This window comes from Blattabacterium cuenoti, assembly GCF_014252035.1.
Classification (GTDB): Bacteria; Bacteroidota; Bacteroidia; order Flavobacteriales; family Blattabacteriaceae; genus Blattabacterium; species Blattabacterium cuenoti_Z.
The window spans coordinates 535460-562084 of the sequence record NZ_CP059207.1 but is presented as its reverse complement, the minus strand read 5'-3'; the positions used below and the strand labels follow the sequence as shown (position 1 = coordinate 562084).

General features: G+C 23.6%; 25 protein-coding genes, 2 tRNA genes and 1 pseudogene. 16 read left to right on the top strand and 12 right to left on the bottom strand.

Annotated elements, in window-relative coordinates; all coding sequences use genetic code 11:
* Positions 1 to 59: 59 nt before the first annotated feature.
* On the bottom strand, positions 60 to 1670 hold the full coding sequence (locus tag H0H49_RS02725; protein ID WP_185864768.1) for a phosphoenolpyruvate carboxykinase (ATP): 1611 nt from the start codon (positions 1668 to 1670) through the stop codon (positions 60 to 62).
* A 92-nt stretch (positions 1671 to 1762) separates the two neighbouring features.
* Between H0H49_RS02725 and H0H49_RS02720 the strand changes: the two genes are divergently transcribed.
* Genes H0H49_RS02720 through yihA form a run of 5 tightly spaced genes read left to right on the top strand, consistent with a single transcriptional unit; the run spans position 1763 to position 5442 of the window.
* A complete protein-coding gene (locus tag H0H49_RS02720) occupies positions 1763 to 2026 on the top strand; it encodes an acyl carrier protein (RefSeq protein WP_185864419.1) in 264 nt (87 codons plus the stop codon).
* Between the two features lie 23 nt (positions 2027 to 2049).
* Entirely contained in the window at positions 2050 to 3309 is a 1260-nt protein-coding gene (fabF, locus tag H0H49_RS02715; RefSeq protein WP_185864418.1) for a beta-ketoacyl-ACP synthase II, read from the top strand.
* Positions 3299 to 4033, top strand: coding sequence for a ribonuclease III family protein (locus tag H0H49_RS02710; RefSeq protein ID WP_185864417.1), 735 nt, complete (start codon positions 3299 to 3301; stop codon positions 4031 to 4033). The genes fabF and H0H49_RS02710 overlap by 11 nt, the downstream gene beginning before the upstream one ends.
* A gap of 22 nt (positions 4034 to 4055) precedes the next feature.
* Positions 4056 to 4847, top strand: a complete 792-nt coding sequence (locus H0H49_RS02705; RefSeq protein ID WP_185864416.1) for an alpha/beta fold hydrolase — start codon at positions 4056 to 4058, stop codon at positions 4845 to 4847.
* Entirely contained in the window at positions 4822 to 5442 is a 621-nt protein-coding gene (gene yihA / locus H0H49_RS02700) for a ribosome biogenesis GTP-binding protein YihA/YsxC (protein WP_185864415.1), read from the top strand. The genes H0H49_RS02705 and yihA overlap by 26 nt, the downstream gene beginning before the upstream one ends.
* On the opposite strand, the gene aroQ is transcribed toward yihA, so the two are convergent.
* Genes aroQ through H0H49_RS02685 form a run of 3 tightly spaced genes read right to left on the bottom strand, consistent with a single transcriptional unit; the run spans position 5409 to position 7505 of the window.
* Complete coding sequence (gene aroQ, locus H0H49_RS02695; protein ID WP_185864414.1) at positions 5409 to 5837, bottom strand: type II 3-dehydroquinate dehydratase; 429 nt, start codon at positions 5835 to 5837, stop codon at positions 5409 to 5411. The genes yihA and aroQ overlap by 34 nt on opposite strands.
* Positions 5812 to 6561, bottom strand: a complete 750-nt coding sequence (locus tag H0H49_RS02690) for a pseudouridine synthase (protein ID WP_185864413.1) — start codon at positions 6559 to 6561, stop codon at positions 5812 to 5814. Before H0H49_RS02690 ends, aroQ begins: the two co-directional genes overlap by 26 nt.
* A gap of 17 nt (positions 6562 to 6578) precedes the next feature.
* Positions 6579 to 7505 carry a mevalonate kinase family protein gene (locus H0H49_RS02685; protein ID WP_185864412.1) on the bottom strand — a complete coding sequence of 309 codons (927 nt, stop codon included), beginning with the start codon at positions 7503 to 7505 and terminating at the stop codon, positions 6579 to 6581.
* Positions 7506 to 7625: 120 nt separating this feature from the next.
* Between H0H49_RS02685 and H0H49_RS02680 the strand changes: the two genes are divergently transcribed.
* From H0H49_RS02680 to H0H49_RS02670, 3 genes are read left to right on the top strand one after another with little or no spacing between them, the layout of a single operon-like run.
* Positions 7626 to 8513, top strand: a complete 888-nt coding sequence (locus H0H49_RS02680) for an NAD kinase (protein ID WP_185864411.1) — start codon at positions 7626 to 7628, stop codon at positions 8511 to 8513.
* Positions 8514 to 8543: 30 nt separating this feature from the next.
* Positions 8544 to 9287: an undecaprenyl pyrophosphate synthase gene (gene uppS / locus H0H49_RS02675; protein ID WP_185864410.1), complete on the top strand. Its 744-nt coding sequence runs from the start codon at positions 8544 to 8546 to the stop codon at positions 9285 to 9287.
* Positions 9288 to 9300: 13 nt separating this feature from the next.
* Positions 9301 to 11904 carry a BamA/OMP85 family outer membrane protein gene (locus tag H0H49_RS02670; protein ID WP_185864409.1) on the top strand — a complete coding sequence of 868 codons (2604 nt, stop codon included), beginning with the start codon at positions 9301 to 9303 and terminating at the stop codon, positions 11902 to 11904.
* Positions 11905 to 11912: 8 nt separating this feature from the next.
* Here the strand turns inward: H0H49_RS02670 and H0H49_RS02665 are convergent.
* Positions 11913 to 11985: transfer RNA gene (locus tag H0H49_RS02665), tRNA-Phe, on the bottom strand.
* Positions 11986 to 12201: 216 nt separating this feature from the next.
* On the opposite strand from H0H49_RS02665, the gene H0H49_RS02660 reads away from it, so the two are divergent.
* From H0H49_RS02660 to H0H49_RS02650, 3 genes are read left to right on the top strand one after another with little or no spacing between them, the layout of a single operon-like run.
* Positions 12202 to 12546 (top strand): LptA/OstA family protein, encoded by a 345-nt coding sequence (locus tag H0H49_RS02660; protein ID WP_238784943.1) that lies wholly within the window; start codon positions 12202 to 12204, stop codon positions 12544 to 12546.
* A 6-nt stretch (positions 12547 to 12552) separates the two neighbouring features.
* Positions 12553 to 13827 (top strand): hemolysin family protein, encoded by a 1275-nt coding sequence (locus H0H49_RS02655; protein ID WP_394798471.1) that lies wholly within the window; start codon positions 12553 to 12555, stop codon positions 13825 to 13827.
* Positions 13824 to 15971 carry a peptidylprolyl isomerase gene (locus H0H49_RS02650; protein ID WP_185864408.1) on the top strand — a complete coding sequence of 716 codons (2148 nt, stop codon included), beginning with the start codon at positions 13824 to 13826 and terminating at the stop codon, positions 15969 to 15971. The genes H0H49_RS02655 and H0H49_RS02650 overlap by 4 nt, the downstream gene beginning before the upstream one ends.
* 1 nt (position 15972) lies before the next feature.
* Here H0H49_RS02650 and H0H49_RS02645 read toward each other — a convergent pair whose 3' ends face one another.
* Positions 15973 to 16212 carry a Sec-independent protein translocase subunit TatA/TatB gene (locus H0H49_RS02645; RefSeq protein WP_185864407.1) on the bottom strand — a complete coding sequence of 80 codons (240 nt, stop codon included), beginning with the start codon at positions 16210 to 16212 and terminating at the stop codon, positions 15973 to 15975.
* Positions 16213 to 16455: 243 nt separating this feature from the next.
* On the opposite strand from H0H49_RS02645, the gene H0H49_RS02640 reads away from it, so the two are divergent.
* Entirely contained in the window at positions 16456 to 18294 is a 1839-nt protein-coding gene (locus H0H49_RS02640; RefSeq protein ID WP_185864406.1) for an ABC transporter ATP-binding protein, read from the top strand.
* A 5-nt stretch (positions 18295 to 18299) separates the two neighbouring features.
* Positions 18300 to 19028, top strand: coding sequence for a DUF475 domain-containing protein (locus H0H49_RS02635; RefSeq protein ID WP_185864405.1), 729 nt, complete (start codon positions 18300 to 18302; stop codon positions 19026 to 19028).
* Here the strand turns inward: H0H49_RS02635 and H0H49_RS02630 are convergent.
* The 5 genes and pseudogenes from H0H49_RS02630 to folP all read right to left on the bottom strand — a co-directional run bounded on the left by H0H49_RS02630 (position 19015) and on the right by folP (position 24286).
* Positions 19015 to 20178 (bottom strand): dihydrolipoamide acetyltransferase family protein, encoded by a 1164-nt coding sequence (locus tag H0H49_RS02630; RefSeq protein WP_185864404.1) that lies wholly within the window; start codon positions 20176 to 20178, stop codon positions 19015 to 19017. The genes H0H49_RS02635 and H0H49_RS02630 overlap by 14 nt on opposite strands.
* A gap of 58 nt (positions 20179 to 20236) precedes the next feature.
* Positions 20237 to 21220, bottom strand: coding sequence for a pyruvate dehydrogenase (acetyl-transferring) E1 component subunit alpha (gene pdhA / locus H0H49_RS02625; protein ID WP_185864403.1), 984 nt, complete (start codon positions 21218 to 21220; stop codon positions 20237 to 20239).
* 90 nt (positions 21221 to 21310) lie between these two features.
* Positions 21311 to 22627 (bottom strand): UDP-N-acetylmuramoyl-tripeptide--D-alanyl-D-alanine ligase, encoded by a 1317-nt coding sequence (locus tag H0H49_RS02620; protein ID WP_185864402.1) that lies wholly within the window; start codon positions 22625 to 22627, stop codon positions 21311 to 21313.
* 5 nt (positions 22628 to 22632) lie between these two features.
* Positions 22633 to 23433, bottom strand: a complete 801-nt coding sequence (locus tag H0H49_RS02615) for a diadenylate cyclase (RefSeq protein WP_185864401.1) — start codon at positions 23431 to 23433, stop codon at positions 22633 to 22635.
* A 21-nt stretch (positions 23434 to 23454) separates the two neighbouring features.
* Positions 23455 to 24286: pseudogene (folP, locus tag H0H49_RS02610) on the bottom strand (dihydropteroate synthase).
* 80 nt (positions 24287 to 24366) lie between these two features.
* On the opposite strand from folP, the gene H0H49_RS02605 reads away from it, so the two are divergent.
* The 3 genes from H0H49_RS02605 to H0H49_RS02595 all read left to right on the top strand — a co-directional run bounded on the left by H0H49_RS02605 (position 24367) and on the right by H0H49_RS02595 (position 25737).
* Positions 24367 to 24855 carry a nucleotide modification associated domain-containing protein gene (locus tag H0H49_RS02605; RefSeq protein WP_185864400.1) on the top strand — a complete coding sequence of 163 codons (489 nt, stop codon included), beginning with the start codon at positions 24367 to 24369 and terminating at the stop codon, positions 24853 to 24855.
* A gap of 26 nt (positions 24856 to 24881) precedes the next feature.
* A complete protein-coding gene (gene tpiA, locus H0H49_RS02600; protein WP_185864399.1) occupies positions 24882 to 25640 on the top strand; it encodes a triose-phosphate isomerase in 759 nt (252 codons plus the stop codon).
* A gap of 23 nt (positions 25641 to 25663) precedes the next feature.
* Positions 25664 to 25737 (top strand) — tRNA-Arg (locus tag H0H49_RS02595).
* A 14-nt stretch (positions 25738 to 25751) separates the two neighbouring features.
* On the opposite strand, the gene H0H49_RS02590 is transcribed toward H0H49_RS02595, so the two are convergent.
* Complete coding sequence (locus H0H49_RS02590) at positions 25752 to 26615, bottom strand: sigma-70 family RNA polymerase sigma factor (RefSeq protein WP_185864398.1); 864 nt, start codon at positions 26613 to 26615, stop codon at positions 25752 to 25754.
* Positions 26616 to 26625: the final 10 nt, after the last annotated feature.

The following is a 26625-nucleotide window of genomic DNA, read 5'->3' as shown; positions in this document are numbered from 1 at the left end:
TAAATTGATTATCAATTTGAAAAAACTATAAATGAAAAAAAATACCTTTAGATATTTTTTTATATATCTATATTTGGTGATCCATATAAAATATCTGTAGTGATATATTTTTTGTATATAGATAAATGATCATTGAATCTATTAATTAGTATATTTACCTTATTTTTATACGTTTTTTGGCATTTCCATATTTTACTTGGATTTAAAATTTTTTTAGAAACTCCTGGGCAGTATTTTGGTATTTGAAACTTGAAAATAGGATCCATTTCATATGGAACTTTGAATAAAGAATCATTCAAAACATTTTGAATAATACGTCTAGTATCATATAATTTGACACGTGAAAAAGATATATTACCATTTATATTATTATTCTCTGGTATTAATCCTGTATTTACCATCCATACTGATATATTATTATGACTATTCAATTTTTTCATTAACATTTTTGTATATTGAACGGGGTGTAGAGGCATAAATGGAGCACCAAAACAAGAAGAAAATGTAGCTATTGGATTTTTTATATTTAATTCTGTACCAGCAACTTTAGAAGTATATCCTAATAAAAAATAGTAGGATGATTGTTCTTTATTTAATTTAGCTATAGGCGGTAATATTCCAAATGCATCATAAGTAAGGAAAAAAATATTTTTGATATTAGATGATGATAGTTTTTTTTCAATATTTTTGATAAAATATATCGGATAACTTACTCTTATATTTTGAGTAATAGTATCATCATAAAAATCAATTTCTTTACTATCTTTCTTCAAGATAACATTTTCTAACATTGCTCCTTTTCTTATTGCGTTATAAATCATAGGTTCTTTTTTTTTCGAAATTCCGAATATTTTTGCATAACATCCACCTTCAAAATTAAAAATGATATCATCATCAGTCCATCCATGCTCATCATCTCCTATTAAATTTCTATTAACATCATTAGATATAGTAGTTTTTCCAGTTCCAGATAATCCAAAAAATAAAGCTGTATCTTTTTCATATTTTCCGACATTTGCAGCGCAATGCATAGGGAATACATTTTTGTATGGTAATATGAAATTTAAAACAGAAAAAACAGATTTTTTTATTTCACCTGTATAACCTGAACCTCCAATTAATATTATTTTTTTGGAAAAATTCAATATAGAAAAATTTTTTTTTCGTGTTCCATGTTTATTAGGATCTGATTCAAAACCAGGAGAACATAATAATAACCAATCTTGTAAATAATTGTCGTTGAATTTTTTAAATCTTAAAAATAAATTATATATAAAAAGATCAGACCATGGATATTCACTAATAGAACGAATGTTTAATTGAAAACGTTGATCAGAACATAGATATGAATCTCTACTATAAAGAGTTTTTCCTGAAAGGAATTTCACTATATTTTGATATAATTTATCAAAGTTAGTTGTATCAAATGGAATATTAAATTTTTTATCCCACCAAATTTTATTTTTTGTAATATGATCTTTTACAATAAATCTATCATCTGGAGACCTTCCGGTAAAAATTCCAGAATTAATAGCCAATGCCCCGGATTTTGTTTTTACTCCCATTTTTTTATTGATGATAATTTTTTGCAATTCATAAGGATTTAGTTGGTAATTATTGAAAGAATTAAAAATTCCATAATTTTCTAAAGAAAAAGAAGGAGAGATCATCATATAATATTCTATTATTCTACTACAATAGACAAATGTATGTATGATTTATAAAAGTTTACTAATTTTGTATGATAAAAAAAATATAACCTATGTCTGATATAAAATCTAGAGTTAATGCTATTATCGTAGAAAAATTAAGTGTGGAAGAAAACGATGTCACTCCCACTGCTAGTTTTACCAATGATTTAGGTGCGGATTCACTAGATATAGTGGAACTTATAATGGAATTTGAAAAAGAGTTTAACATTAGTATTTCTGATGAAAAAGCAGAAAAAATTACAACAGTAGGAGAGGCGGTACAAGCTATCGAAGATATTTTATCCATGAAAAAAGATGTAGATAAAAAATCTTAATTATTGACTGATTGTATGGATCTATGAATAAATTAAAAAGAGTAGTAGTTACTGGGCTTGGTACTATCACTCCGATAGGAAATAATATAGAAGAATATTGGACATCTCTTATTAATGGCATCAATGGGACTGCTCCTATTACTTATTTCGATACTAGCAAATATAAAACTAAATTTGCTTGTGAATTAAAAAACTATGATCCCATTACTTTTTTTAATAGAAAAGAAATCAATAAATTAGATCCTTGCGCGCAATATGGAATAATATCATCAGAAGAGGCTATTAAAAATAGTGGAATTAATTTTTCGAAAGAAAAAAAAGAAAGAATTGGAGTAATATGGGGGTCTGGAATAGGTGGGTTGTTAAACTTAGAAGATTCTATTTCAGATTATATTTCTAGGGGAAGAAATCCTAGATTTAGTCCATTTTTTATCCCCAAAATGCTTATAGATATTACTGCAGGGTTCATTTCAATGAATTATGGAATTCATGGTCCAAATTATGCTACTGTTTCTGCATGTGCTTCTTCTTCCAATGCAATTGTAGATGCTTATCATCTAATATGTTTAGGTAAGGCGGATATCATTGTAACGGGAGGTTCAGAGGCCGCTATTACAGAAAGTGGTGTAGGTGGTTTTAATGCTTTACATGCTTTATCTACTAGAAATAAAGATTATAAAACAGCATCTCGTCCCTTTGATGAAGATAGAGATGGTTTTGTTTTAGGGGAAGGTGCCGGTTGTCTTGTTCTTGAGGAATATAACCATGCTATAAAAAGAGGAGCTAAAATATATGGAGAAATAGGTGGAGTAGGGATGTCAGGTGATGCTTACCATGTAACTGCTCCACATCCTGAAGGGAAAGGTATTATTTTAGCAATGAAAGAAGCAATAAGAGATGCTGGAATTAGATCTGAAGATGTTGATCATATTAATACTCATGGTACTTCTACAAAATTGGGAGATATTGCAGAAATCAAAGCTATTAAAAAAGTATTTAATAAAAATATTTATAATATATTCATTAATTCTACAAAATCGATGACTGGTCATTTATTAGGTGCTGCCGGAGCAATAGAAGCAATAGCTACCATACTTACTTTAACAAAAAAAAAAATACCACCTACGATCAATTTATTTCATATAGATAAAAATATAGATTCAAAAATTAATTTTATTCGAAATAAAGCCATAAATAGAGAGGTAAATATAAGTATATCTAATACTTTTGGATTCGGAGGACATAATGTTTGTATTTTATTTAAAAAAATCGATGTTATCTAATAGTAATAGTGAAAAATTATCTATTTTGGTAAAAAAATTAAGTAAAATATTAGGATTTCAACTAAAAGAAACAAATTTTTTAAAAGAGATTCTCATTTATAGTTTTTCTACAAAAGTAGTTGTTAATAATAACAAAATGAATTTTATTCATTTTCAAAGGCTAGAATTCTTAGGAGATGCTGTATTAAATACTATAATATCACATTTTTTATATGAAAAACTACCTGAAAAAAAAGAAGGAGAATTAACTAAAATACGATCTAAGATTGTATGCAGAAAAAATTTGAATGAATTATATAAGAAATTAATTCTTACAGATATTTTATTAGAAATAAATATTATATCAGATAACATTTTGGGTAATACACTTGAAGTTTTAATAGGATTTATATATATAAATATGGGGTATAATAATTGTAAACATTTTGTAGATAAAATAATAAAAACTCACATAAGTATAGAAAAATTACAAAATGAAATTTCTAGTTATAAGGTTTTGATGATCGAATGGGCTCAGAAAAATAAAATTCTTATCAATTTTCAAACTTCTATAGAAAAAGAAGATAAGGATAAAAATCAAATTATTTATTTATCAAAACTTATAATTACAGAATATCAATTAATAACAGAAGGAACAGGTGGGTCAAAAAAAAAATCTGAAGAAATGGCTGCAAAAGCAGCTTATATTCGTGTTAATAATAATATGTTAAATATAAAAAAATGAAAAATTGTAAAATTAAAACTTCATGTTTAATCTTTTTAAAAAAGAGAAAAAGTTCCCTTATATAAAAAAAGGAGAAGGTCATCCTTTAATATTACTTCATGGATTGATGGGTGGGTTAAGTAATTTTAAAGCTTTATTAGATTTTTTTCCAAAAAAAGGTTACAAAGTTATTATTCCTTCATTACCTATTTATAATATGCCACTATTTTTAACAAATATTTCTAACTTATCTAAATATGTTATTCAATTTTTAATAGAGATAGGAATTGAAAAGGCTACTTTAATAGGCAACTCTCTGGGAGGACATATAGCTTTAATTATAGCTAAAAAAAGAATAGATCTAGTACATTCTTTAGTTTTAACAGGAAGCTCTGGTTTATTTGAAAAGTCTTTTGGAGACGGTTTCCCTAAAAGGGAAAATTACGAATATATCAGAAAAAAATCACAAGAAGTATTTTTTGATCCAAAAATAGCAACTAAAGAATTAGTTGATGAAGTTTTTCACATTGTGAATGATAAAAAAAAAGGAATGAAAACTTTATACCTTGCAAAAAGTGCAATGAAATATAATATGTCTAAAGATTTATCTGTAATTCATCAACCTATTTGTCTTATTTGGGGAAAACAAGATCATGTTACTCCTCCAGAAGTAGCAAAGGAATTTCATAGATTACTTCCACATTCGGAATTATATTGGATAGATAAGTGTGGACATGTTCCTATGATGGAACGTCCTAAAATATTTCTAGACATATTAGAAAAATGGTTATCAAAATTTGATTTTGATCATGAAAATTTTTTCTGTAAAATTTAAAAAAAGTGTAGTTGATATTAATCAATACAGTAATCATAGATACATATTTCCAGAATATGCTTTTGCTGGACGTTCTAATGTTGGAAAATCTAGTTTAATCAATTATATAGTGAATAAAAAAATAGCTAATGTTTCTTCTCATTTAGGAAGTACACGATACATTAATTATTTTTTAATAAATAGAAAATGGTATTTAATCGATTTACCAGGATATGGATATTCATTAAGAAAAAAAAATGATATCCAAAAGTTAGTAAATAATTATCTTTTTGTTAAAAACAATAAGATAATATCTTTATTTTTATTAATAGATTCTAGAATGTTTATTCAAGAAAGTGATTTTAATTTAATAAAAAAATTAAATGATAATAAAATCAATTTTTGTATTGTATTTACAAAAATAGATAAAATGAGTAATTTAACTATTGATAAAAATATATGTCGTTACATAAATGTAATTAAGAATAACAAATTATCAATTCCTACTTGGTTTAAGGTCTCTGTAAAAAAAAAATATGGAAGAAAGAATATCATTAGGTATATGGAAGAACAATTGTCTATTTATAAACAAAAACTAATTATTCCTAATTCATAGGATTTTAATCCAAAACCAAATATAGTTCCTTTACAAACAGGTGATAAATATGAACTTTTTCTAAAATTTTCTCTTGAATGAATATTGGAAATATGAATTTCAATAACAGGAGAAATTATTGATTTTATAGCATCAGCTATTCCTATAGAAGTGTGAGTATAAGCTCCTGCATTTAATATAATTCCATTACAAGAAAAACCTATATTATGTAATATGTCTATAATTTTTCCCTCACTATTATTTTGATAATAATTAATTTCTATATTGGAAAATAATTCTTTTTTTTTTAAACTTTCCAAAAAATCTGTAAAATTTGTGGATCCATAAATTTTTGTTTCTCTTTTTCCTAATAAATTTAAATTTGGTCCATTAATTATACTTATATTTTTTTTCATAAATAAAATTATTTTCAATTGTTTTTTTTATTATTTCTTGATTTAAAAAACGGTATTTTCCTATTTTAATGTTTTTTTTATGGAATCCAGCAAAATTTATTCTATCTAGATGATCAACTCTATAGTTTAATCTTTTGAAAATTCTTTTAATAATTCTGTTCCATCCAATGGATAAACCTATTTTTACTTGATTTTTTTGAAAACTCTTTTCTACAAAAAGAACTTTAACTCTTCCTTCTTTTAAATAAATTTTTCCTTCTCTTATTTTATCTAAATCCTTGTTACAAATTTCTTTGTTTAAATATACGTGATATATTTTTTTTACATGGAATTTGGGATGAGTTAATCTTTCGGAAAGAAATCCATCATTTGTAAGAAGTAATATTCCTGTAGTAGAATAGTCTAATCTCCCTACAGGATAAATTCTTTTATATTCATAAAGTTTTGGAAATAAATCGATTACTGTTTTTCTATGAAATTGATCTTTTGTAGAACAAATAAAATTTTTAGGTTTATTTAGTAGTACATATATTTTATCATTATTATTTTTAACAGTTTTACCGTTGTATTTTACTATATCATCTATACCAACTAAACTTCCTAGTTTTAGAACAGTAACTCCATTAATTTCTATAGATCCTGATTGAATTAATTTATCTGCTTTTCTTCTTGAACAAATACCAGCATTAGATAAATAATGATTTAATCTGATTTTTTGGTACATATTATATATTTTTTTCATTAAAAATGAAATACAACTTTTGTTGTATATTTTTTTAATTTATTTTTTGATATTTCATAATTTTTAGTAAATCCTAATATAAAACCTCCCCCTCCAGATCCACATAATTTTAAATAATATCTGTTGTTTAAAATACCTTCTTCCCATATTTTCCAAAGTTTTTTTGGAATCATAGGGCGTAGATTATTGAAAATCCAAGTGGAAAGAATTTTTACATTCTTTAATAAAAATTCAAAATCTTTTTTTAAAAAAGATTCCACGCATTTCTCATTATATATTATGAATTCATTCTTTAATATTTTCCTAAATTTAGGATTTTTCAATTTTTCAATAAAAAATCTTGCCATGGAAGAAGTTTTTCCTGGAAATCCTGAATTTAGCAAAAAAATAGTTCCCTTATTTTTATTATTATTTTTTGCAAATTTTATTTCTGTTATATCTGTTTTTGAATGAATAAGTAGAGGAATATTTAAATAACAAGTTAGAGGGTCAATACCAGAACTTTTTCCATGAAAAAAAGATTCCATTTTGCTAAATATTTCTTTTAGTATTATTGCATGTTTTAAACATTTTTCTAATTTTTTTTTTGCATATCTGTCATATATTGCAGCTACTAATGCTCCAGAACTTCCTATTCCATATCCTTGAGGAATATTTGAATGAAAAAAAATTCCTTTTTGTAAATCTTCATGTAATTTTCTTAAATTCAATTTTATTAAGTTTCTTCTTTTTTTTTCTAAAATTGATAAAAAATTATAATATTTTTTTATTTCGTAATTAGAATATAAAATTTTTGTATTGAATTTTGTATGAAATTCTAAAGATCCTGTATAAGAATTATGAGGAATGGAAATACCTACCGAATTTTCCATAACTCCATATTCTCCAAATAAAAGTATTTTTGCAGGAAAAAATTGTTTTCTCATTTTTTTTCCTTAGGTAAGGTCTTTTAAAAAGATCAATTAGTGAAAACCAAATTAATCTTTTTTTCATATATTTCTACAAAAAATTAATATTTTTCTTGCAACTTTACAAAATAAATGAAGATGAAAATAGCCTTATATGGACAAAAATTTGGTAAAAAAAATATTCCTTACTTAAATCAGTTCATAGGTTATGCATTTAATCACTCAATAGATATATATATTGAAAAATCTTTTTTAGACATTTTAAATTCTTTTGAAGAATTAAAAAATCTAAATTTTCCTGTTTTTTCTCATTATAAAGAACTAACTAAAGATTTTAGCCTAATGTTTACTTTTGGAGGGGATGGAACTATATTATCTGCTATAACTTTGATTAGAGATTCCGGTATTCCTATTGTTGGTGTTAATACAGGTAATTTAGGTTTTTTAGCTACTTTCAATAAAGATGTTTTCATAAAAAAAATAGATCAAATTTTTAACAAAAAATTGCATTTGATGAAAAGAAGTTTATTATGGTTAGAAACTTCAAGGATAAAAAAAAAAGAAGATTTTTTCAATTTTGCATTAAATGAAATAGTTATTCTTCGCAAAGAAACAGTCTCCATGATTACTATAGATGCTTATATTGATAATGAGTTTTTAACATCTTATTGGGCAGATGGGTTAATAGTTTCAACTCCTACAGGTTCTACGGGGTATTCTTTAAGTTGTGGGGGCCCTATAATAAGCCCCGACAATAAAAATTTTGTTCTTACTCCTATATCTCCACATAATTTATTTTCTCGTCCATTAATTATATCAGATCAGAAAATAGTTCATTTAAAAATACATAGTCGTGTAAAGTATTATTCTTTATCAATGGACACTAGATTAACATGTATGAACCAAGACAATGAACTTTTTATTAGAAAAGCCCCTTTTTATATATACCTCCTTCAAGAAGAAAGGAATATATATTATAAAACTTTGCGGGAAAAACTTTTATGGGGAATGGATCAGAGAAATTGAGTATTGATTTTTATTATTATATTTATTATTATGATAGAGTTGGAAAAAAATTTATTAAATAAAATAGATTGCAATAACATACCAAGTCATGTAGCTATTATTATGGATGGAAATGGTAGATGGGCTGAAAAAAGAGGAAAATTTAGAACATTTGGACATAAAAAGGCAATAGAATCTGTAAAGGAAACTATAAATGTTTCTAGAGAATTAAGTATTCCATATGTTACTTTATATGTTTTTTCATCAGAAAATTGGAATAGGCCAAAAAAAGAAGTAGATAGTTTAATGAAACTATTTCACACTAATTTAAGAACAAATTTAGAAGATATTCATGAAAAAAATGTAAAAGTTATTATCATAGGAGAAATCGAAAAATTTTCCAATATTATTCAAGAAGAGTTATTATTTTTTACAAAAAAAACAGAACATAACACATCTGGTACTTTAATATTAGCATTGAGTTATGGATCTAGAGAAGAAATTTTAAGAGCTACAAAAAGTATAGCAAAAAAAATATGTAATGGAGATTTTTCATTAAAAGATGTAGATGAGTTATATTTTAAAAATCATTTATATACTAAAAATTTACCAGATGTAGATTTAATGATAAGAACAAGTGGAGAACATAGGATAAGTAATTTTTTACTTTGGCAATCTGCTTATGCTGAATTGTATTTTACAGATGTTTTATGGCCTGATTTTAGAAAAAAAGATTTTTATAAGGCTATAATAAATTATCAAAGAAGAAAACGTCGTTTTGGACGCATAAAATAACTTAAATTACTGTATGAAAAAAAATATTGTTATTACCATTTTTGGTTTTTTAATAATGATGCAAATACTACAACAGAAAAGTTATTCTTTTTCTAATATTTCTAATGAATATGAACATCATAAATATATTATTCGTCATATAGATGATTTATCTATTCGAAATGAAAATAATCTTTTTCGAATAAGAAAAATTCATGTTTTTGGACAAACAAAGTATGATCATAATTTTATTTCTAAATTATCTAATATTTATTCCGGTGATTTTATTGATCTATCTGAAAATAAAATAAATGAAATAATAAATGTATTGTGGAAAAATAATTTATTTCAAGATATTTCTGTTTATAAAAAACAAATTTCAAAAAATGAAATTGATTTGTTTTTTGAATTAAAAGATTTAATAGAGATAGATGAAATCATAGCAGATGGAATACAAATTGATGAATTTCCTATACTGAAAAATATTAAACCTGGATATAGAATTTCAGTTGATTTTATTCAAAATATTAAGAATGAAATCATTGAATATTATAAGGATAAAGGATATGATGAAATTAGTGTAAAATGTAGCATCTTAAAAAAAGATAATGATAATGAAAAAAATATTTTACATATTGATGTAAATCAAGGACGAAAAATTGGAATAAAAGAAATATTATTCGAGGGTAATAAAGAATTAAGTAGTGAACAGTTACTTAAATACATGAAAAAAACTAAAAAAAGTTTTTATATTCCAATAATAGATAGTTCAAATTATGTTTTCGTCGAAAAAAATATACAAGAGGATATAAAAAGTATTATTGATAAATATCAATCCATGGGGTTTATAGATGTTAAAATATTTTTAGATTCAGTATGGAAAAAAAGTTTTGGAGATTATATTATAAAAATAAAAATTATTGAAGGAGATAAATATTATTTAGAAAATGATGTTGAATTTTTTGGAAATAAAAATATAAGTACAAGTACACTAAAAGATATTTTTACATACAAAAAAAATGATATTTATGATAGAATCAATATTAGTCATAAAATATTCGATCCAAAAAATACGAGCATTTTAAATACTTATTTAAATTTAGGATTTTTATTTGTTAAAATAAATCCTATAGAGAAAATAATAGGAAATAATAAAATACATTTAACGATACAAATAGAAGAAAATCAACCTGTATATATAAATGATATTAAAATATCTGGAAATTCAATTACTAATGATTATGTTATTATAAGAGAAATAACTACTCATAAAGGTGACCTTTTTTCTGCTAAAAAAGTAAAAGAGAGTTTATTAAACTTAGAAAGCTTAAAATTATTTAAGAATGTTTATCCTAATGTTTATCCAATAAATGAAAATTCTGTTGATATAGAATGGTGTGTTGTAGAGCAAAATACTAATGAAATCCAATTTTATGGAGGATTTGATGGTAAAAGTATCAAAAAATTTATTGGAGATTTTAGATTAAATTTTAATAATTTTTCTTTAAAAAATTTTTTTAACTGGAGTTTATGGAACCCTATTCCTCAGGGGGATAATCAAAAATTATCACTTTTTAGCAAATTAGGAAAAGATTTTTTATCTTATGGATTTTATTTTACAGAACCTTGGCTTGGTAGTAAAATAAATCCCACATCTATAACACTACATGGTAAATATTCTTTGAAAAGAATAAAAGACAACGATGATGATTTCCTTATATCTCAAATTAATGAAAATAATAAAATTGCAGATATCAAAACACAAATATTAGAAAGAAAAGGAGCATCTATTCAAGTAGATAAATTTTTAAAATTTTTAGATCCTTATTTGAGTGCCTCATTTTTAATAGATTATGATTTTTCTTCATATAAAAGAGAAATGCTATCTAATTCTTATTATGAACATATATTTGGTAATCTAAGTTCTTTAGTTTCATTTCAAAGAATTTCAACAAAACCTGATTTTATTTTTCCATTAGAAGGATCAAAAATGCAGTTTAACATTGAATTTACTCCACCATATTCTTTTATTTTTAAAAGTGATAATAATAATAATGGAGATATAAATAAAAAAATAGAATGGATGGAATATTCTAAATTTAGAATGAATTCTTCTTGGTACAAAAAGATTATGAAAGATATGGTAATAAGAATTGGAGGAGAATTTGGATGTTTAGCTACAAATCAAAAAAGTAAATTATATCCATTTCAAAAATTTTATATGGGAGAAATTCCTAGTAAATTTTTTGGATTAGAAGATATTGATGTTATTACATTAAGAGGTTATAACACAGAAATGAATAATTCAAAATATCCAATGTTAAAAACTGGAGGTATAATTTATGACAAAATTATTTTAGAATTACGTTATTTAATCAATATCAATAATATTATTCCAAATGTTCCAAATAATATTAAAATTTGGACTAATTCTTTTGTAGAAGGAGGAAGTATTAGTAGTTCTTATCGAAAATTTAATCCTTTTTTGATGAATAAATCTTTTGGATTTGGAATTCGTTCTTTTATTTCTCCAATAGGATTTTTAGGTATAGATGTTATTTATCCTATAGACTTAATTGATAAAAAACCATTTTTATCAAAATGGAAAACAAGATTCTTTATAGGTAAAGATTTATAAATTTTTTGTGGTATCTCCCGGAATCGAACCGGGGACACAAGGATTTTCAGTCCTTTGCTCTACCGACTGAGCTAAGATACCAAAAACAAAACAAAAATACAATAAAATAAATAATAAGTAATTAGACGAAAAATTTTCATTACAATCTTATTTTTCTTTTTTTCTTGCGATGAAAAAGAAAATGCTTTTTTTTCTTTTTTTGAAAAAAAATATATTCCTGAAAAAATTTTTATTGAAACAACTATTTCGTTTAAAAAAAGTGGACTGTTAAAATTATTTATTTATTCTCCTATAATAATGGATTATTCTTTTTATACCATATTTCCAAATGGTTTAAAATTATTCATTTATAAAAAAAAAAACAATGAATCTATTTATATTAGTGCTAAATGGGTTAAATCAATAAAAAAAATTTTTTATCATTTCAAAGGAGATATTAGAATTGTAAATTCTATAGGATACATATTAAAAACAGAAGAAATATTTTTCAATTTGAAAAACAAAAAAATATATAATGAAAAATACACCATCATATCCACTACAAATGGAATGGTATTCCGTGCAAAAAATGGAATAGAGTCTTCTGATAATTTAAGTAACATTAAACTAAAAAATATTAGTGGAACTATATCTATTAGATAAAATAATATGATTTCTTCTTATATCATAGTGATATTTATTACTATAATAGTATCTGCTTTTTTTTCTGGAATAGAAATGGCTTTAACTTCCTCTAGCTTATTTCAAATAGAATTAGAAAAAGAAAAAGGATCTTTTAGGTCTAAACTTATTTCTAAAAGCATTCATGAGTCTAAGAAATTTATAACAACTATGTTAATTGGAAATACTATATCTCTTGTGATATATGGTATTTATATGGAAAAAATATTTTTTTTTCTTTTTCCAAAAGAACTATTAGATAATTCTTATTTATGGATATTATTGTTAGAAACAGTATTTTCTGCTACAATAATTTTAATTTTTGGGGAATTTATTCCTAAAATAATATTTAGTATATATTCAAATGAATTGATAAGTTTATTTATTATTCCCATATATATTATATACAAAATTTTATATCCAATTACAAGTTGTATTATTTGGATATCTAATGTATTTCTAAAATTTCTAGGAGATAAAGAAAATAATCAAGAAAGAATTTTTGATAAAGAAGATTTGATTTATTTTGTATCAGAAAATGTAGAAAGTGAAGTAAAAGAAAAGGGTTTTGTAGAATCAGAAATTGAAATTTTTCACAGAGCTTTGAATTTCTCTGAAAAAAAAGCAAGAGAATGTATGGTACCTAGAAAAGAAATAGTATCTTCTAATATTTCATCATCTATTGATAATATCAGAAATCTTTTTACGGAAAGCGGATTATCAAAAATTGTCATTTATAAAAATAATATAGATAATATTATAGGATATATACATTATTTAGAACTTTTAAAAAATCCGAAAAATGTAGAATCCATAATTAGAACTGTAGAATTAGCATATGTTACCACTCCTGTAAGGGAAATAATGGATCTTTTAATAAAAAAAAAAAGAAGTATAGCTATAGTTTTAGATGAATATGGAGGTACAGCTGGTATGATAACTATTGAAGATATATTAGAAGAATTTCTTGGAGATATAAAAGATGAACATGATGACATTATTTTATTAGATAAGAAACTAAATGATAATGAGTTTTTATTTTCGGCGCGTTTAGAAATAAATTTTATTAATGCAAAATATAATTTAGATTTACCAAAATCTGAAAAATATGAAACTTTAGGAGGTTTAATAGTTACTTATACAGGTAATATCCCAAGAAAAGGAGAAAATATTGTCATCAATAATAATTTTTTTCTTTCAATAAAAAAAGTATCTAAAAATAAAATAGAAGAAGTTTTACTTAGAAAAAAAATTTCAGTATGAGTTTTTTAGAAGAACTAAGAAAAAAAACATGGTTAATTTTATTATTCATAGGAATATGTTTAATGTCTTTTATGTTAGATCCTAATGTATTATTAAATATTTTTTCTACAAATCCTAATATTGTAGGAAAAGTAAATGGAAATAATATCTATCTAAAAGAATATGTTGATTGTTTTCATTTTTTAAAAAGGTTTAGAGAAGGTGATACAACAGATTCAAATCTACAAGATGAAGCTTGGAAATTATTAATTCATGAAAAATTGTTAAATCAACAAGCTGTAAAATTAGGAATAGAAAGTACAGAAAAAGAATTTTGGAAAGCAGTAGAAAAACAATCAATATACAGTAAATTGGTAGATTTACATGATGATAAAGGTAATATGGATATGAAGAAATTTCAATCATATGTAAAAAATATAGAAAAAAATTCTAATGATCCTCAATTGAAAGAAGAGAAAAATATATGGTTGTATGAGAAAAAAAGCCTTCCAAAAAGAATTATTGCTAAAAAGTATATAGACATGTTAATGTATGGATTAAATTCTACTACTATAGAAGCAAAATTAAATCATAGTAATAAAAATAATTTTTCAATTATTGATTATGTTTTCCTTCCTTATTCAGAAATAGATAAAAAATACAATGTATATCCAATAAAAAAATCGGAAATTCATAATTTTCTAACAAGAAATAAATTATATAAAAAATGTAAAAGAGAAGATTTAAGATATCTTAGTTTTGTAATTTGTCGATCTTATCCATCATTGAACGATAAAAAAAATATGGAAAAAAAAGTTCAAAAATTATTTGATAAACTTAAATTTTCTAACCAAGAAAAAAACATTATTTCTATAGAATCTGAGAAACCTTTTGATTCAAATTTCTACATGAAAAGACATCTTCCCATTTTTTTACAATATTTTGTAAAAAAAGATCCTAAAATAGGAACTATGTTTGGTCCTATAAAAAATGAAGATAATATTTATATTATAGCTAAACTAATGGGTAAAAAAATGGTATATGACTATATTTTATCTAGTCATATATTGATATCGCATAAAGATGCAATGCGTTCTTCTAATGAAAGGACGAAAGAAGAAGCAAAAAAAATTGCTACAGAATTGTACCAAGAAATTAAAAAAAATCCATATAAATTTAATACAATCGGATTAAAAAGATCCGATGATTTTATTAATATGAAAAAAAATAAGGGAAGTTTAGGATGGATAAGATATGAAGATCATATCCCTATACAAGGATTTGATATTTTTTATCATAAAAATAAAAAAGGAACCATAGGATTTATAGAAACTAAATTTGGATACCACATTGTTAGAATAGATGATCAAAAAAATCCTGAATTAGCTTACCAATTTGGTATGATTGTAAAAAAACTTATTCCATCAAAAAAAACAGAAAATTTAATTTATAAAAATGTTATGCATTTTATGAAAGAAAATAAATATTCAAATTTGAATTTGTTTCTTAATAATGCAAGAAAAAGAAAATATGACACTATCTTTCTAGAAGAAGTGAAAAAAAATCAATGGAATATTAACGGTATAAACAGTGAATTAGATCGAAAAATAATAGATTGGTCTTTTGAAAAGAAAAGAAATAAAGGAGATAAAATAATTTTTACGAACTCAAATAAAGATTATATCATAGTATATTTATCTGACATACAAAAAAATGGTATTTCTATAAAAAAAATAAATAGTTATTTCATTCCATTTATTTTCGATGAAAAAATAAAAAAATTTTTGTTTAAAATAGTAAATTCCATGAATAAAAAAATGAATTTAGAAAATGTATCATCTTTTTTTTCTAAAAAAATAAGAAAATCTTGTAAAATAAATTTTGATGATTGTATGATAGATGATTATAAAGAACCTAAAGTCGTTGGTAATATTTTTTCTTCTTCATTAAAAAATAAAATTTCTAAACCTTTTTTTGGAGAAAAAGGTATTTTTTTTGTAAAAAAACTAAAACAATTTGATTATACCGATAAATATGACCGTTATTATTTTTCTTATGAAATAGAATTATTGAATAATCAATTGAGAAATAATTTTATTGAAAAGTTAAGTAATGTTTTAGTAGAAAAATCGAAAATAAAAGACTTTAGAAGAAATATACAATGATCTATTTTTTAACAGAATAATCTTTATTTTTTTTTATACTTGTATTTTTATTATTTACAATTTTATGAGTATTCTCTATTATCTCATTTTTTATTTTATCTTTTGAGATTTTCATATATCGTATTCCTTCTCCTAATCCACGTGCTATATCAGGTATTTTTTTTGGACCAAAAATAAGTAAAGCTATAAATATTATGAAGAAACTTTCTTCAATACTAATAAATAAAAAAAAATTTGTCATATTAATTATTATTTTTTGACAGAAAATACATAATATCTAATAATTAATAATTAATGAATATAGTATGATGTATTATGAAAAAAAAACTAAACAACTAGAATCAAATAACTAACTGATATTTTGAATAATTTTTCTGTACTGATTTTTTTAAAATTTGAAATTTACCAAAATTAACATTAATAAAAATAATAAGTAAAATTTATTAACTACCTTTGTTTATAAAAAAATAAGAGAATTAAATGAATGGCACTTGGAAGAATTTTATCTTATTCAAAATCTTATAAATATTCTTATCTTATTAATATATTATGTAATTTTTTACATTCTTTATTTTCAGTAATATCCATAATATCCATTTCTCCTGTATTAAGTATTATCCTTAATAATGATACAGAACAAAAAAATAAAACAATATTTTTCAATTATTCTTTTAATAGTTATTTTAATTGTATTGTTAAAAATTTTCATCAATATATAGAGATATTATCTTTTAAATATGGTAAAAAAAATACATTAGCCATATTTTGTATTTTTATTGTAATACTTTTTTTAATAAGAAATATATTTCGTTATTTTGCGATATATTTCCTTATAGGAATACGAACTTCTATTATTAGAGACATTAGAAATGATTTTCATAAGAAAGTATTATACTCACCTTCAGCATTTTTTTTTGATAAAAGAAATGGGGATCTAATGTCTAGATTATCTAACGATATAAATGAAATAGAAATTTCTATTGTTAATTCTATAGCTCATTTAATGAGTACCCCTATTGTGGTTATTTTTCATTTAGTAGCACTTTTTTTTATGAATTATCAATTAACATTATTTACACTATTGTTACTTCCTTTAATGGTTGCTTTTATTTTTATTGTAGGAAATAGTCTTAAAAAAGATGCAATAAAATCTCAAAATAAATTGGGTTTATTATTTTCTGTAATGGAAGAAACTTTAAATTCAATTAGAATTATAAGTATTTTTAACGCAGAGGAAATAGTGCAAAAAAGATTTGAAAAAGTATCTGAATGTCAAAAAAAATTATCTTCTTGTGTTAATAGAAAAAAAGAATTAGCTTCTCCTATCAGTGAATTTTTAGGATATATTATAATGATTTTAATCATTTGGTATGGAGGTAATTTATTTTTAGAAAAGAGAGAAATATCTACTGAAATTCTTATTCCTTTTATAGGTCTATTTTTTCAAATAATTAATCCAGCAAAAAATTTAGTTAATTCTATATCAAATATACAGAAAGCAAAAGCTTCTGTAAGAAGAATTGTAGAAATATTAAATAGTAGTAAAAGTGATTTAAACGAAAAAAGAAAATCAAAATCTATTATTCATTTTAATGATGAAATATTATTCCATAATGTATCATTTACTTATGATAAAGTTTTTTTAGTTCAAAATTTAAATTTTTCCATAAAAAAAGGTAAGACTATTGCTGTAGTAGGTAGATCAGGAAGTGGAAAATCAACAATAGTAAATTTATTAGCTAATTTTTATAATGTATCCTCTGGAAAGATTACTATTGATGGAAATAATATAAAATATTTAAAAATTCAAGACTATAGAAAATTATTAGGAATAGTAACTCAGGAACCTGTTCTTTTTAATGATTCTATATTTAATAATATAACACTTGGAATAGAAAAAAAAATATCTACAAATTCTGTCATAGAAGCAGCTAAAATTGCAAATGCACATTGTTTTATAAAAAAGCTACCAAAAGGATATAATACTGTTATTGGATATAATGGTAATAAATTGTCTTTAGGACAAAAACAAAAAATCAGTATAGCTAGAGCAGTATTAAAAGATTCTCCAATTATGATTTTAGATGAGATAACTTCCTCTTTAGATAAAGAATCAGAAATAGAAGTTCAAAAAGCATTGAATAAAATGATGAAAAATAGAACTTTTCTCATTATATCACATCGATTATCTTCTCCAATCATACATAATGCAGATCACATTATTGTTTTAGAAAAAGGAAAAATTGTAGAACAAGGTAAACATAAAAAACTAATGTTAAAAAGAGGTATTTATAAAAATTTTATGGATCTACAAAAATTTTAAAAATAATGAATGATTTTATTTTTAGATCTATTAAAGAAATCATTGATCATCCTACTTTATCCATTTCTATTGTAGTTAATCTTTTTATTATAGAAAGTATTTTATCTATAGACAACGCAGCTATGATCGCTTCAATGATTATGCAGCTAAAAAAAGAAGATAGAAATAAAGCTATAAAATATGGAATTATTGGATCCTATTTTTTTAGAGGTATATGCCTTATATTTGCTTCTTTTTTAATTAAAATATGGTGGTTAAAACCTATAGGTGGGTGTTATTTAATTTTTATTGGATTAAACCATTTTTTTAGACAAAAAGGTTTTCAAAAAATTAAAAAATCAAAATTGAAAAAAGAAAATAATTTTTGGAGAATTATCATTCTCATAGAAATGATAGACCTTGCTTTTTCTATAGATAATATTTTTGCTTCCGTTGCTTTATCAGAAAATATTATTATAATTTTTTTTGGTGTTTTTATAGGAATTTTATCTATAAGACTAGTTTCCCAATTTTTCATCAAATTAATGGAAAAATTTCCGAAGTTAGAAACTTCATCTTTCTATATAATAATTATACTTGGTATAAAACTTATATTATCTTCTTTTATCAAGAATGATAATTTTATCGTATTTTATAATTTTTCTTTAGAAGAGATATTTCCATTGCTGACTTTATTTTTATTTTTATCACCAGTTTATCTTTATTGGATAAAAAAATTAGCTAAAGCAAGATAGTAATAGGATCCTCTAAAAATTTTCTAAGAGAAATAATATATGAACTACCATTAGCTCCATCAATAATTCTATGATCACATGATAATGTGATTTTCATTACGGATCCTATTATTATTTTAGCATCCTTAATAATTGGTTTTTTCATAATAGATCCTATAGATAGTATAGACGAATTAGGATGATTTATAATAGAAGTGAAAGATTCTATTCCATACATTCCTAAGTTAGAAACTGTAAATGTACTATGTTCTATTTCTTCTGGTTGTATTTTTCTCAATTTAGAACGAAGAACTTTATCTTTCATTTCTTTAGAAATTTGTGATAAAGATTTTTTATCAGCATTTTTAATTACTGGTACTATTAATCCATCTTCTAATGCAACAGCTATTCCAATATTTATATCTGAGTAATATATCATTTCATCTTTATTCCAAGAAGTATTTATATCAGGATGTATATTTAAAGCTTTAGCTACAGCTTTAATAATAATATCATTAAACGAAATTCTTTCTTCTAAAGAAAGTTTATCATTTATATTTTTTCTAAATTCAATTAATTTATCAACATTTATTTCACTAAATAAATAATAATGAGGTGATGAAAATTTAGAAATAGATAAATGACATGCTATTTTTTTCCTCATAGAAGAATGAGATATAGTTTTTTTTATTAATAAACTATTATCATATGCATCATAAGATTGTTGAATATCTCTTTTTATTATTCTACCATTATCTCCACTTCCTCTTAAATTCTTTATAGGAATACCTATTTTTTTAGCCATTTTTTTTGCTAGTGGAGAAATAAGAATTCTATCTTTTTTTTCATACTCATTAATTATTTTATCATCCCTAATTTCTTGATGATTTTTTTTTTCTTTATTTTTCGGAATTAAATGGCTTATATCTTCTCCTTTTTTTCCTATAATTGCTAATATTTCATTAACACGTGTTTTTTCTCCTTCATGTACTCCTATAAATAATAAAATTCCACTAACATCTATTTCAAAATCTTGGGTTGCTTTATCAGTTTCTATTTCAGCTAAAATATCTCCTTCTAAAACCTCATCTCCTATTTTTTTATTCCATCTTATTACAGTACCCTCTTCCATAGTATCACTCAATTGGGGCATGGTTATTATTTCTGCCATTATTTTAAAATATTTTTAATTTGAAATTTTTAATTTGTTTTATATCTTTATTTTCTATCTATAGAAAGGGATAATTTGTTTCACTATAAACAACATTATACATTTCGTTTAAAGAAGGATAATCTGATTTTTCTGCAAAATCTACACAAGATTCTATATCTTTTTTCACTTCATTTTCAATAAAATTTAATTTTTCTATTGTTTCCCACTTATTTTTTAAAATAAGATTTTTTAATTTCAATATTGGATCATTTTTCTTGTATAAAAGAACTTCATATTTACTTCTATATGATTCCGAATCTGACATAGAATGGCCCCTAAATCTATATGTTTTAATATCTAAAAATGATGATCCTTGTCCACTTCTCGCTCTTTCTATAGCGACATATGTCGCTTGTGCTATTTTCTTAGGATCCATACCATCAACAGAATAAGATGGCATCCCATACGATAAACCTATTTTATGAATAGGTATATTACTACTTCTTTCTACAGAAGTGCCCATCGCATATTTATTATTTTCGCAAATAAAAACTACAGGTAATTTCCATATCATAGCCATATTCAATGTTTCATGTAGAGATCCTTGTCTAACCGCTCCGTCTCCCATAATGGTAATTGTTACTGAATTTCTATTAAAATATTTATCTGCAAAAGCAATTCCAGCACCTAATGGAATTTGTCCACCAACAATACCATGTCCACCATAAAATCTATATTTTTTACTAAAAATATGCATAGAACCTCCCATACCATGTGATGTCCCTGTTCTTTTTCCAAGAAGTTCTGCCATTATTTTCTTTGGATCTACCCCCATTGAAATGGGTAGTATATGACATCGATATGCTGTAATAATATTATCTTTAGACATATCCATAGCATGAGTTATACCAGCGGCAACAGCTTCTTGTCCATTATATAAATGTAAAAAACCTCTAATTTTTTTTTTTAAGTATAGAGAACGGCATTTATCTTCAAATTTTCTCCAAAAAAACATATCTCTAAACCACTTCAAGTAAGTTTTTGTGGTAATCTCTCTCATGAGAAAAAATTTATGAAATAACATTCATTATTAATTACACAAATTTAATCTTAAAGATTAAATCTACAAAAAATAATAACCCTATTAAATTTAAATGAAAGTAATGATACTTTCAAGAGCCATTTTTCTAGATCCTTTTATAAGTAAGTAGTCTATTTTATTATAAATAGGGTTATTTATTATCCATGTAATAAAATCTTCTTTATACTTAAATTTTTTTATTTTTTTAAAATTTATTGAATCTACATAAAAAAAATTTTCTCCAATTAGTAAAGGAATGTTTATGCTACTATTCTCTAAAAATAAAATTATGTTTTTATGTTCATTGTGAGAATATGATCCTAATTCTAACATATCTCCTAATATTACTGCTTTTCTTCCTTGTATATTTTCATTTAAGAAATTTAGAGCTTCTATCATACTGCTAGGATTAGCATTATAACAATCTACAATAATTTTTAAATTTTTTTTTTTTATAATTTGAGAACGTTTATTGTTAGGAATATATTTTTCAACAGCTTCCTTTATTTTAAATAAAGAAACTTTAAAGTAAATACCAATAGTAATAGCAGATGCTATATTATACATATTATAAATTCCTATTAAATGAGATATTATTTTTATATTTTCATAATATAAAGTTGATTTCATTTCTCCTTTTTTACAAAAAAATCTGATTTTTATATCATAATTATTTATTCCTTTTTCTGAAAAAATATATCTCCGTATTCCTATACTATTAGAAAATTGAATAGGGTCATCTCCATTAACAAATACCATTCTATTTGTATCTTTCAGAAATTTGTATAATTCTAATTTTCCTTTGATAACTCCTTTTATATCTTTAAATCCTTCCAAATGAGATTTACCAAAATTAGTTATATATCCATAATTTGGATTAATGATAGAACACATTTTTTTTATTTCATTCTTATGATTTGCTCCTATCTCTATAACAGAGATTTCAGTATTTTTAGACATAGATAGTATAGTTAATGGAATTCCAATATGATTATTTAAATTATCACGAGTATAATGAACTTTTTTATATTTTTTTAGTAAAATATTTTTAATTAGTTCTTTTGTAGTAGTTTTTCCATTACTTCCAGTAATAGCAATAATAGGAATATGATATAATTTATTTCTGTGATATTTTGCTAAATTTTGTAAAATTTGTAAACTATTATTTACCATAATAATCTTTTTACAAGAAAAAAAAAATTTTTTGTTGTCCATTATCGCAAGTTTTGCTCCATTGATAATTGCTTCATGAACAAATTGATTTCCATCAAAATTTCTTCCTTTTAAAGCTATAAATATGGAATTATTTTTTATTTTTTTACTATTTATTTCTATTCCAGAAGAAGTAATATATAATTGATAGATCCTATGTATTAGTTCCCTCATTTTTTTTAAAATAATAGCTCTTTTTCAAGTTTTATTTTTAAATTATTAATATTAGTAATTATAGTTCTTTTTTGGTTTTTTATATAAGAAATATATCCTGTTTCTTCAGAAATAACAAGACAAATAGCATCTGTTTTTTCTGATAATCCAATAGCAGCTCTATGACGTAATCCTAAACGGGAAGGTATTTCTTTATTATAAGAAACAGGTAGAATTGCTCTTGTTTTTACGATTTTATTTTCTATAATAATCACAGCACCATCATGTAATGGGCTATTTTTATAAAAAATACTTTCCAAAATAGGTACATTAATTCTTATATCCATATCATCACCGTTTTGAATAAATTCTTTTAGTTCTTCATGAAGTTGAATGACTATTAATACTCCAGTTTTATCTCCTGAAAAAATAGCACAAGCATTTACTATGTTATCTATAGTTTCCGTTTTAATAGAACTACCTATTGGATTTTTAAAAATAGAAGAAATAAATTTTTTTAAAAAAAATTTACTTCCTACTATAAGTAGAAATTTTCTTATTTCTGGTTGAAATAAAATAATGAGAGCTAGAAACCCTCCTTTGAAAAAAGTACTTATCAATATACTAAGTAATTTCATTTCATATATTTCAACTATTTTCCAGAAAATAAAAGTAGCTATAAATCCATAAAATATATTTATAGCAGCTGTATTATAAATAAGTCGATATACTTGAAATAAAATTATGGTTACTAATAAAATATCTAAAATATCAATGAAATAAATTCTCAATATTATTAATAACAACGAGAAAAATGATTCATGCAAAACTATTATAAATGTTAATAATTATAAAATATCCTTATAATATTGCACTAATTTTATACATTCCATAGCTTCTTTTACATCATGTACTCGTAATAATTTAGAACCGTTTAAAAGAGCTATAGTGTGAATTATAGAAGTTGCATTTAATGAATCTTCATGAGATATTTTTAAAAGACTATTTAACATATTTTTTCTCGAAATTCCTATTAAAATTAAATTGTCTTTAAATCCTAATAAAGATAGATTTTTTAATAATTGAAAATTGTGTTTTGTTGTTTTTCCAAAACCAAATCCAGGATCTAAAATAATATCAATAACTCCATATTTTTTTAAAATGGAAATTTTTTTAGAGAAAAAAAAAATTAATTTCCATCAAAATATTATAATAATTAGGATTATTTTGCATATTTTCTGGAATTCCTTTCATATGGTTTAGTATATATGGAATTTTTAGTCTTCCTATTATAGGAAACATCTTTTGATCCATATTTCCTCCTGAAATATCATTTACCATAACAGCTCCTTCTTCTATAGCTATTTTTGCTACTTCGCTTCTAAAAGTATCTATAGATATTTTAATATGTGGAAAATTTTTTATGATGAGACGTATAGGTTTCATTACTCTTTTTATTTCTTCTTTTTCCGTAATTAACTTGGATCCTGGACGTGTTGAACAACCACCTACATCAATAAATTCAGCTCCTTCATATAATAATTTTTCGACATGTTGTATCATGTGTGATTCAGATGTAAATTTTCCTCCATCATGAAAAGAGTCTGGTGTTAAATTCACTATTCCCATAATCTTTGGTTCATTAAATGAAAATAAAGATCCTGAAAAATTAATTATCATTTTTGATGCTTTTAATTAAAGAAAGATAGTAGCTATATAATAAATATATTATATTTTGTTTATAAAAATTATGTTGTTATATGAAACATACTTCTATTATTATAGATAAATGTAGGAAATTATTCTTAATAAAATTAATAGACTATGATTTTTCATGGAAAAAATTAAGATATTTTTCCATAATAGATCAAATTTTTATTAAAATTATGCGGATAAAAAATATACAATTAAATAAAAATCAATTAATAAAAGAAGAAACAATTATAGATACTTATATAGACATTATCAATTATTTTTTTATTATTTTAATCAAAATAGATTTAGATATTGCATCTAAATCTATTTCACATAAAAGTGTTCTATCTATTTATAATAAAAATATTGAAATGATAAATAATTATATTGTAAAAAATAATAATATGTTGAAAAATACAGTTTGTACTGCAGATGACATTTTGAAAAAAATTTTTTTCAAAAAAAATGAGGAAGAAATTCCTTTAGATAAACTAAAGGAATTTAGTATAGAAATAGTAATGAAAATTTTTTTTTTATTAGAAAAAAATTTTTGATATTAATAAAATCTAATTAAAAAAAGATGAGAGAAAAAATTTTGGTAGCAAATTGGAAAATGAATTATGATTTTTATGAAACTACTTCTTTTATTAGAAATTTGTTAAAAATTTTATTTGATAACAAAATCAATCACAATAAAAAAATAATTATAGCTCCTTCTTTTCCTTTTTTACACATTTCAAATCAAATTTTACAGGGAACTACTTTAAGTATAGCATCTCAAAATATTCATCAAAAAGATAAAGGTGCATATACAGGAGAAGTATCAGCAAATATGCTAAAATCTATAGGAATTAAAAAAGTATTATTAGGACATAGTGAACGTAGAATATACTTTTTTGAAGATGATAATATTCTATTACAAAAAATAAAAATAGCTTTAAAGTATAATATAAAAATCCTATTTTGTGTAGGAGAAACTATTTCTGAAAGAAATAAAAATGTTCATTACTCCGTCATAGAAAATCAACTAAAAAATACTGTATTTCATTTTTCATTACATGAAATAGCTAATTTTTCTATAGCATATGAACCTATTTGGGCTATTGGTACAGGAATTACTGCATCTCCAAAAGATGCTCAAAATATGCACCAATTTATTCGTTCTCTTTTCTCAGAAAAATATGGAAAAGAAATATCCAATAAAATATCCATTTTATATGGAGGTAGTATTAATGATATTAATGCAAAGGATATTTTATATCAAGAAGATGTAGATGGAGGACTTATTGGAAATTCATCTCTAGATATGAATAAATTTTTAAATATTATTCAATCCTAAAAATTATTCTATATTTGTTTCATGGCCTCGTAGCTTAATTGGATAGAGCATCTGACTACGGATCAGAAGGTTATGGGTTCGAATCCCTTCGAGGTCTTTTTGAAATAATTCTTATCCCAGATAAGGTTTTAGTATTTTACTCCTCGAAGAATGTTTTAATCTCTTTAAAGCTATACTTTCAATTTGTCTTACCCTTTCTCTAGTTAAATCACAAGATTGTCCTACTTCTTCTAAAGTCATAGGAGGAGCCCCATTTAATCCAAAATGCAGAATAATGACACGTCGTTCTCTCTCGCTAAGAGTAGCTAATATTCTTCTTATATCTTTACGAAGTGATTCTTTCTCTAAATGTTCATCTGGACGAGGGGATTCATCTGATCTAACCAAATCATATAAATTTGAATCTTCTCCTTCTATTAATGGGGCATCCATAGAAACGTGTCTTCCTGAATTTTTTATAGAATCTTCTACATCTTTTTCATTCATATTTAAATATTCAGCAATTTCTCTAGCAGATGGTGTTCTCTGCAATTCTTGTTCTAATTGAGCAAGAGTTTTTAATATTTTATTTAATAAAGCTAATTTATTTGTAGGTTGACGAATAGAACGAGATTGTTCTGCTATTGCTTGTAATATAGCTTGTCTGATCCACCATACAACATAAGAAATACATTTAAATCCTCTTGTTTCATCAAAACGTAATATTCCTTTTATCAAACCTAAATTTCCTTCATTGATTAGATCACATAAACTTAATCCTTGATTTTGATATTGTTTAGCAACAGAAACTACGAAACGTAAATTTGCATTTACCAATTTATCTATAGCAGATGCATCCCCTTCTCTTGCTTTTCTAGCATATTCTACTTCTTCTTCTGGAGTTAATAATGGAATTTTTCCTATTTCATGAAGATATTTATCTAATGACTCAGATTCTCTATTTGTTACTTGTTTAGTAATTTTAAGTTGTCTCATGCTTTTATTT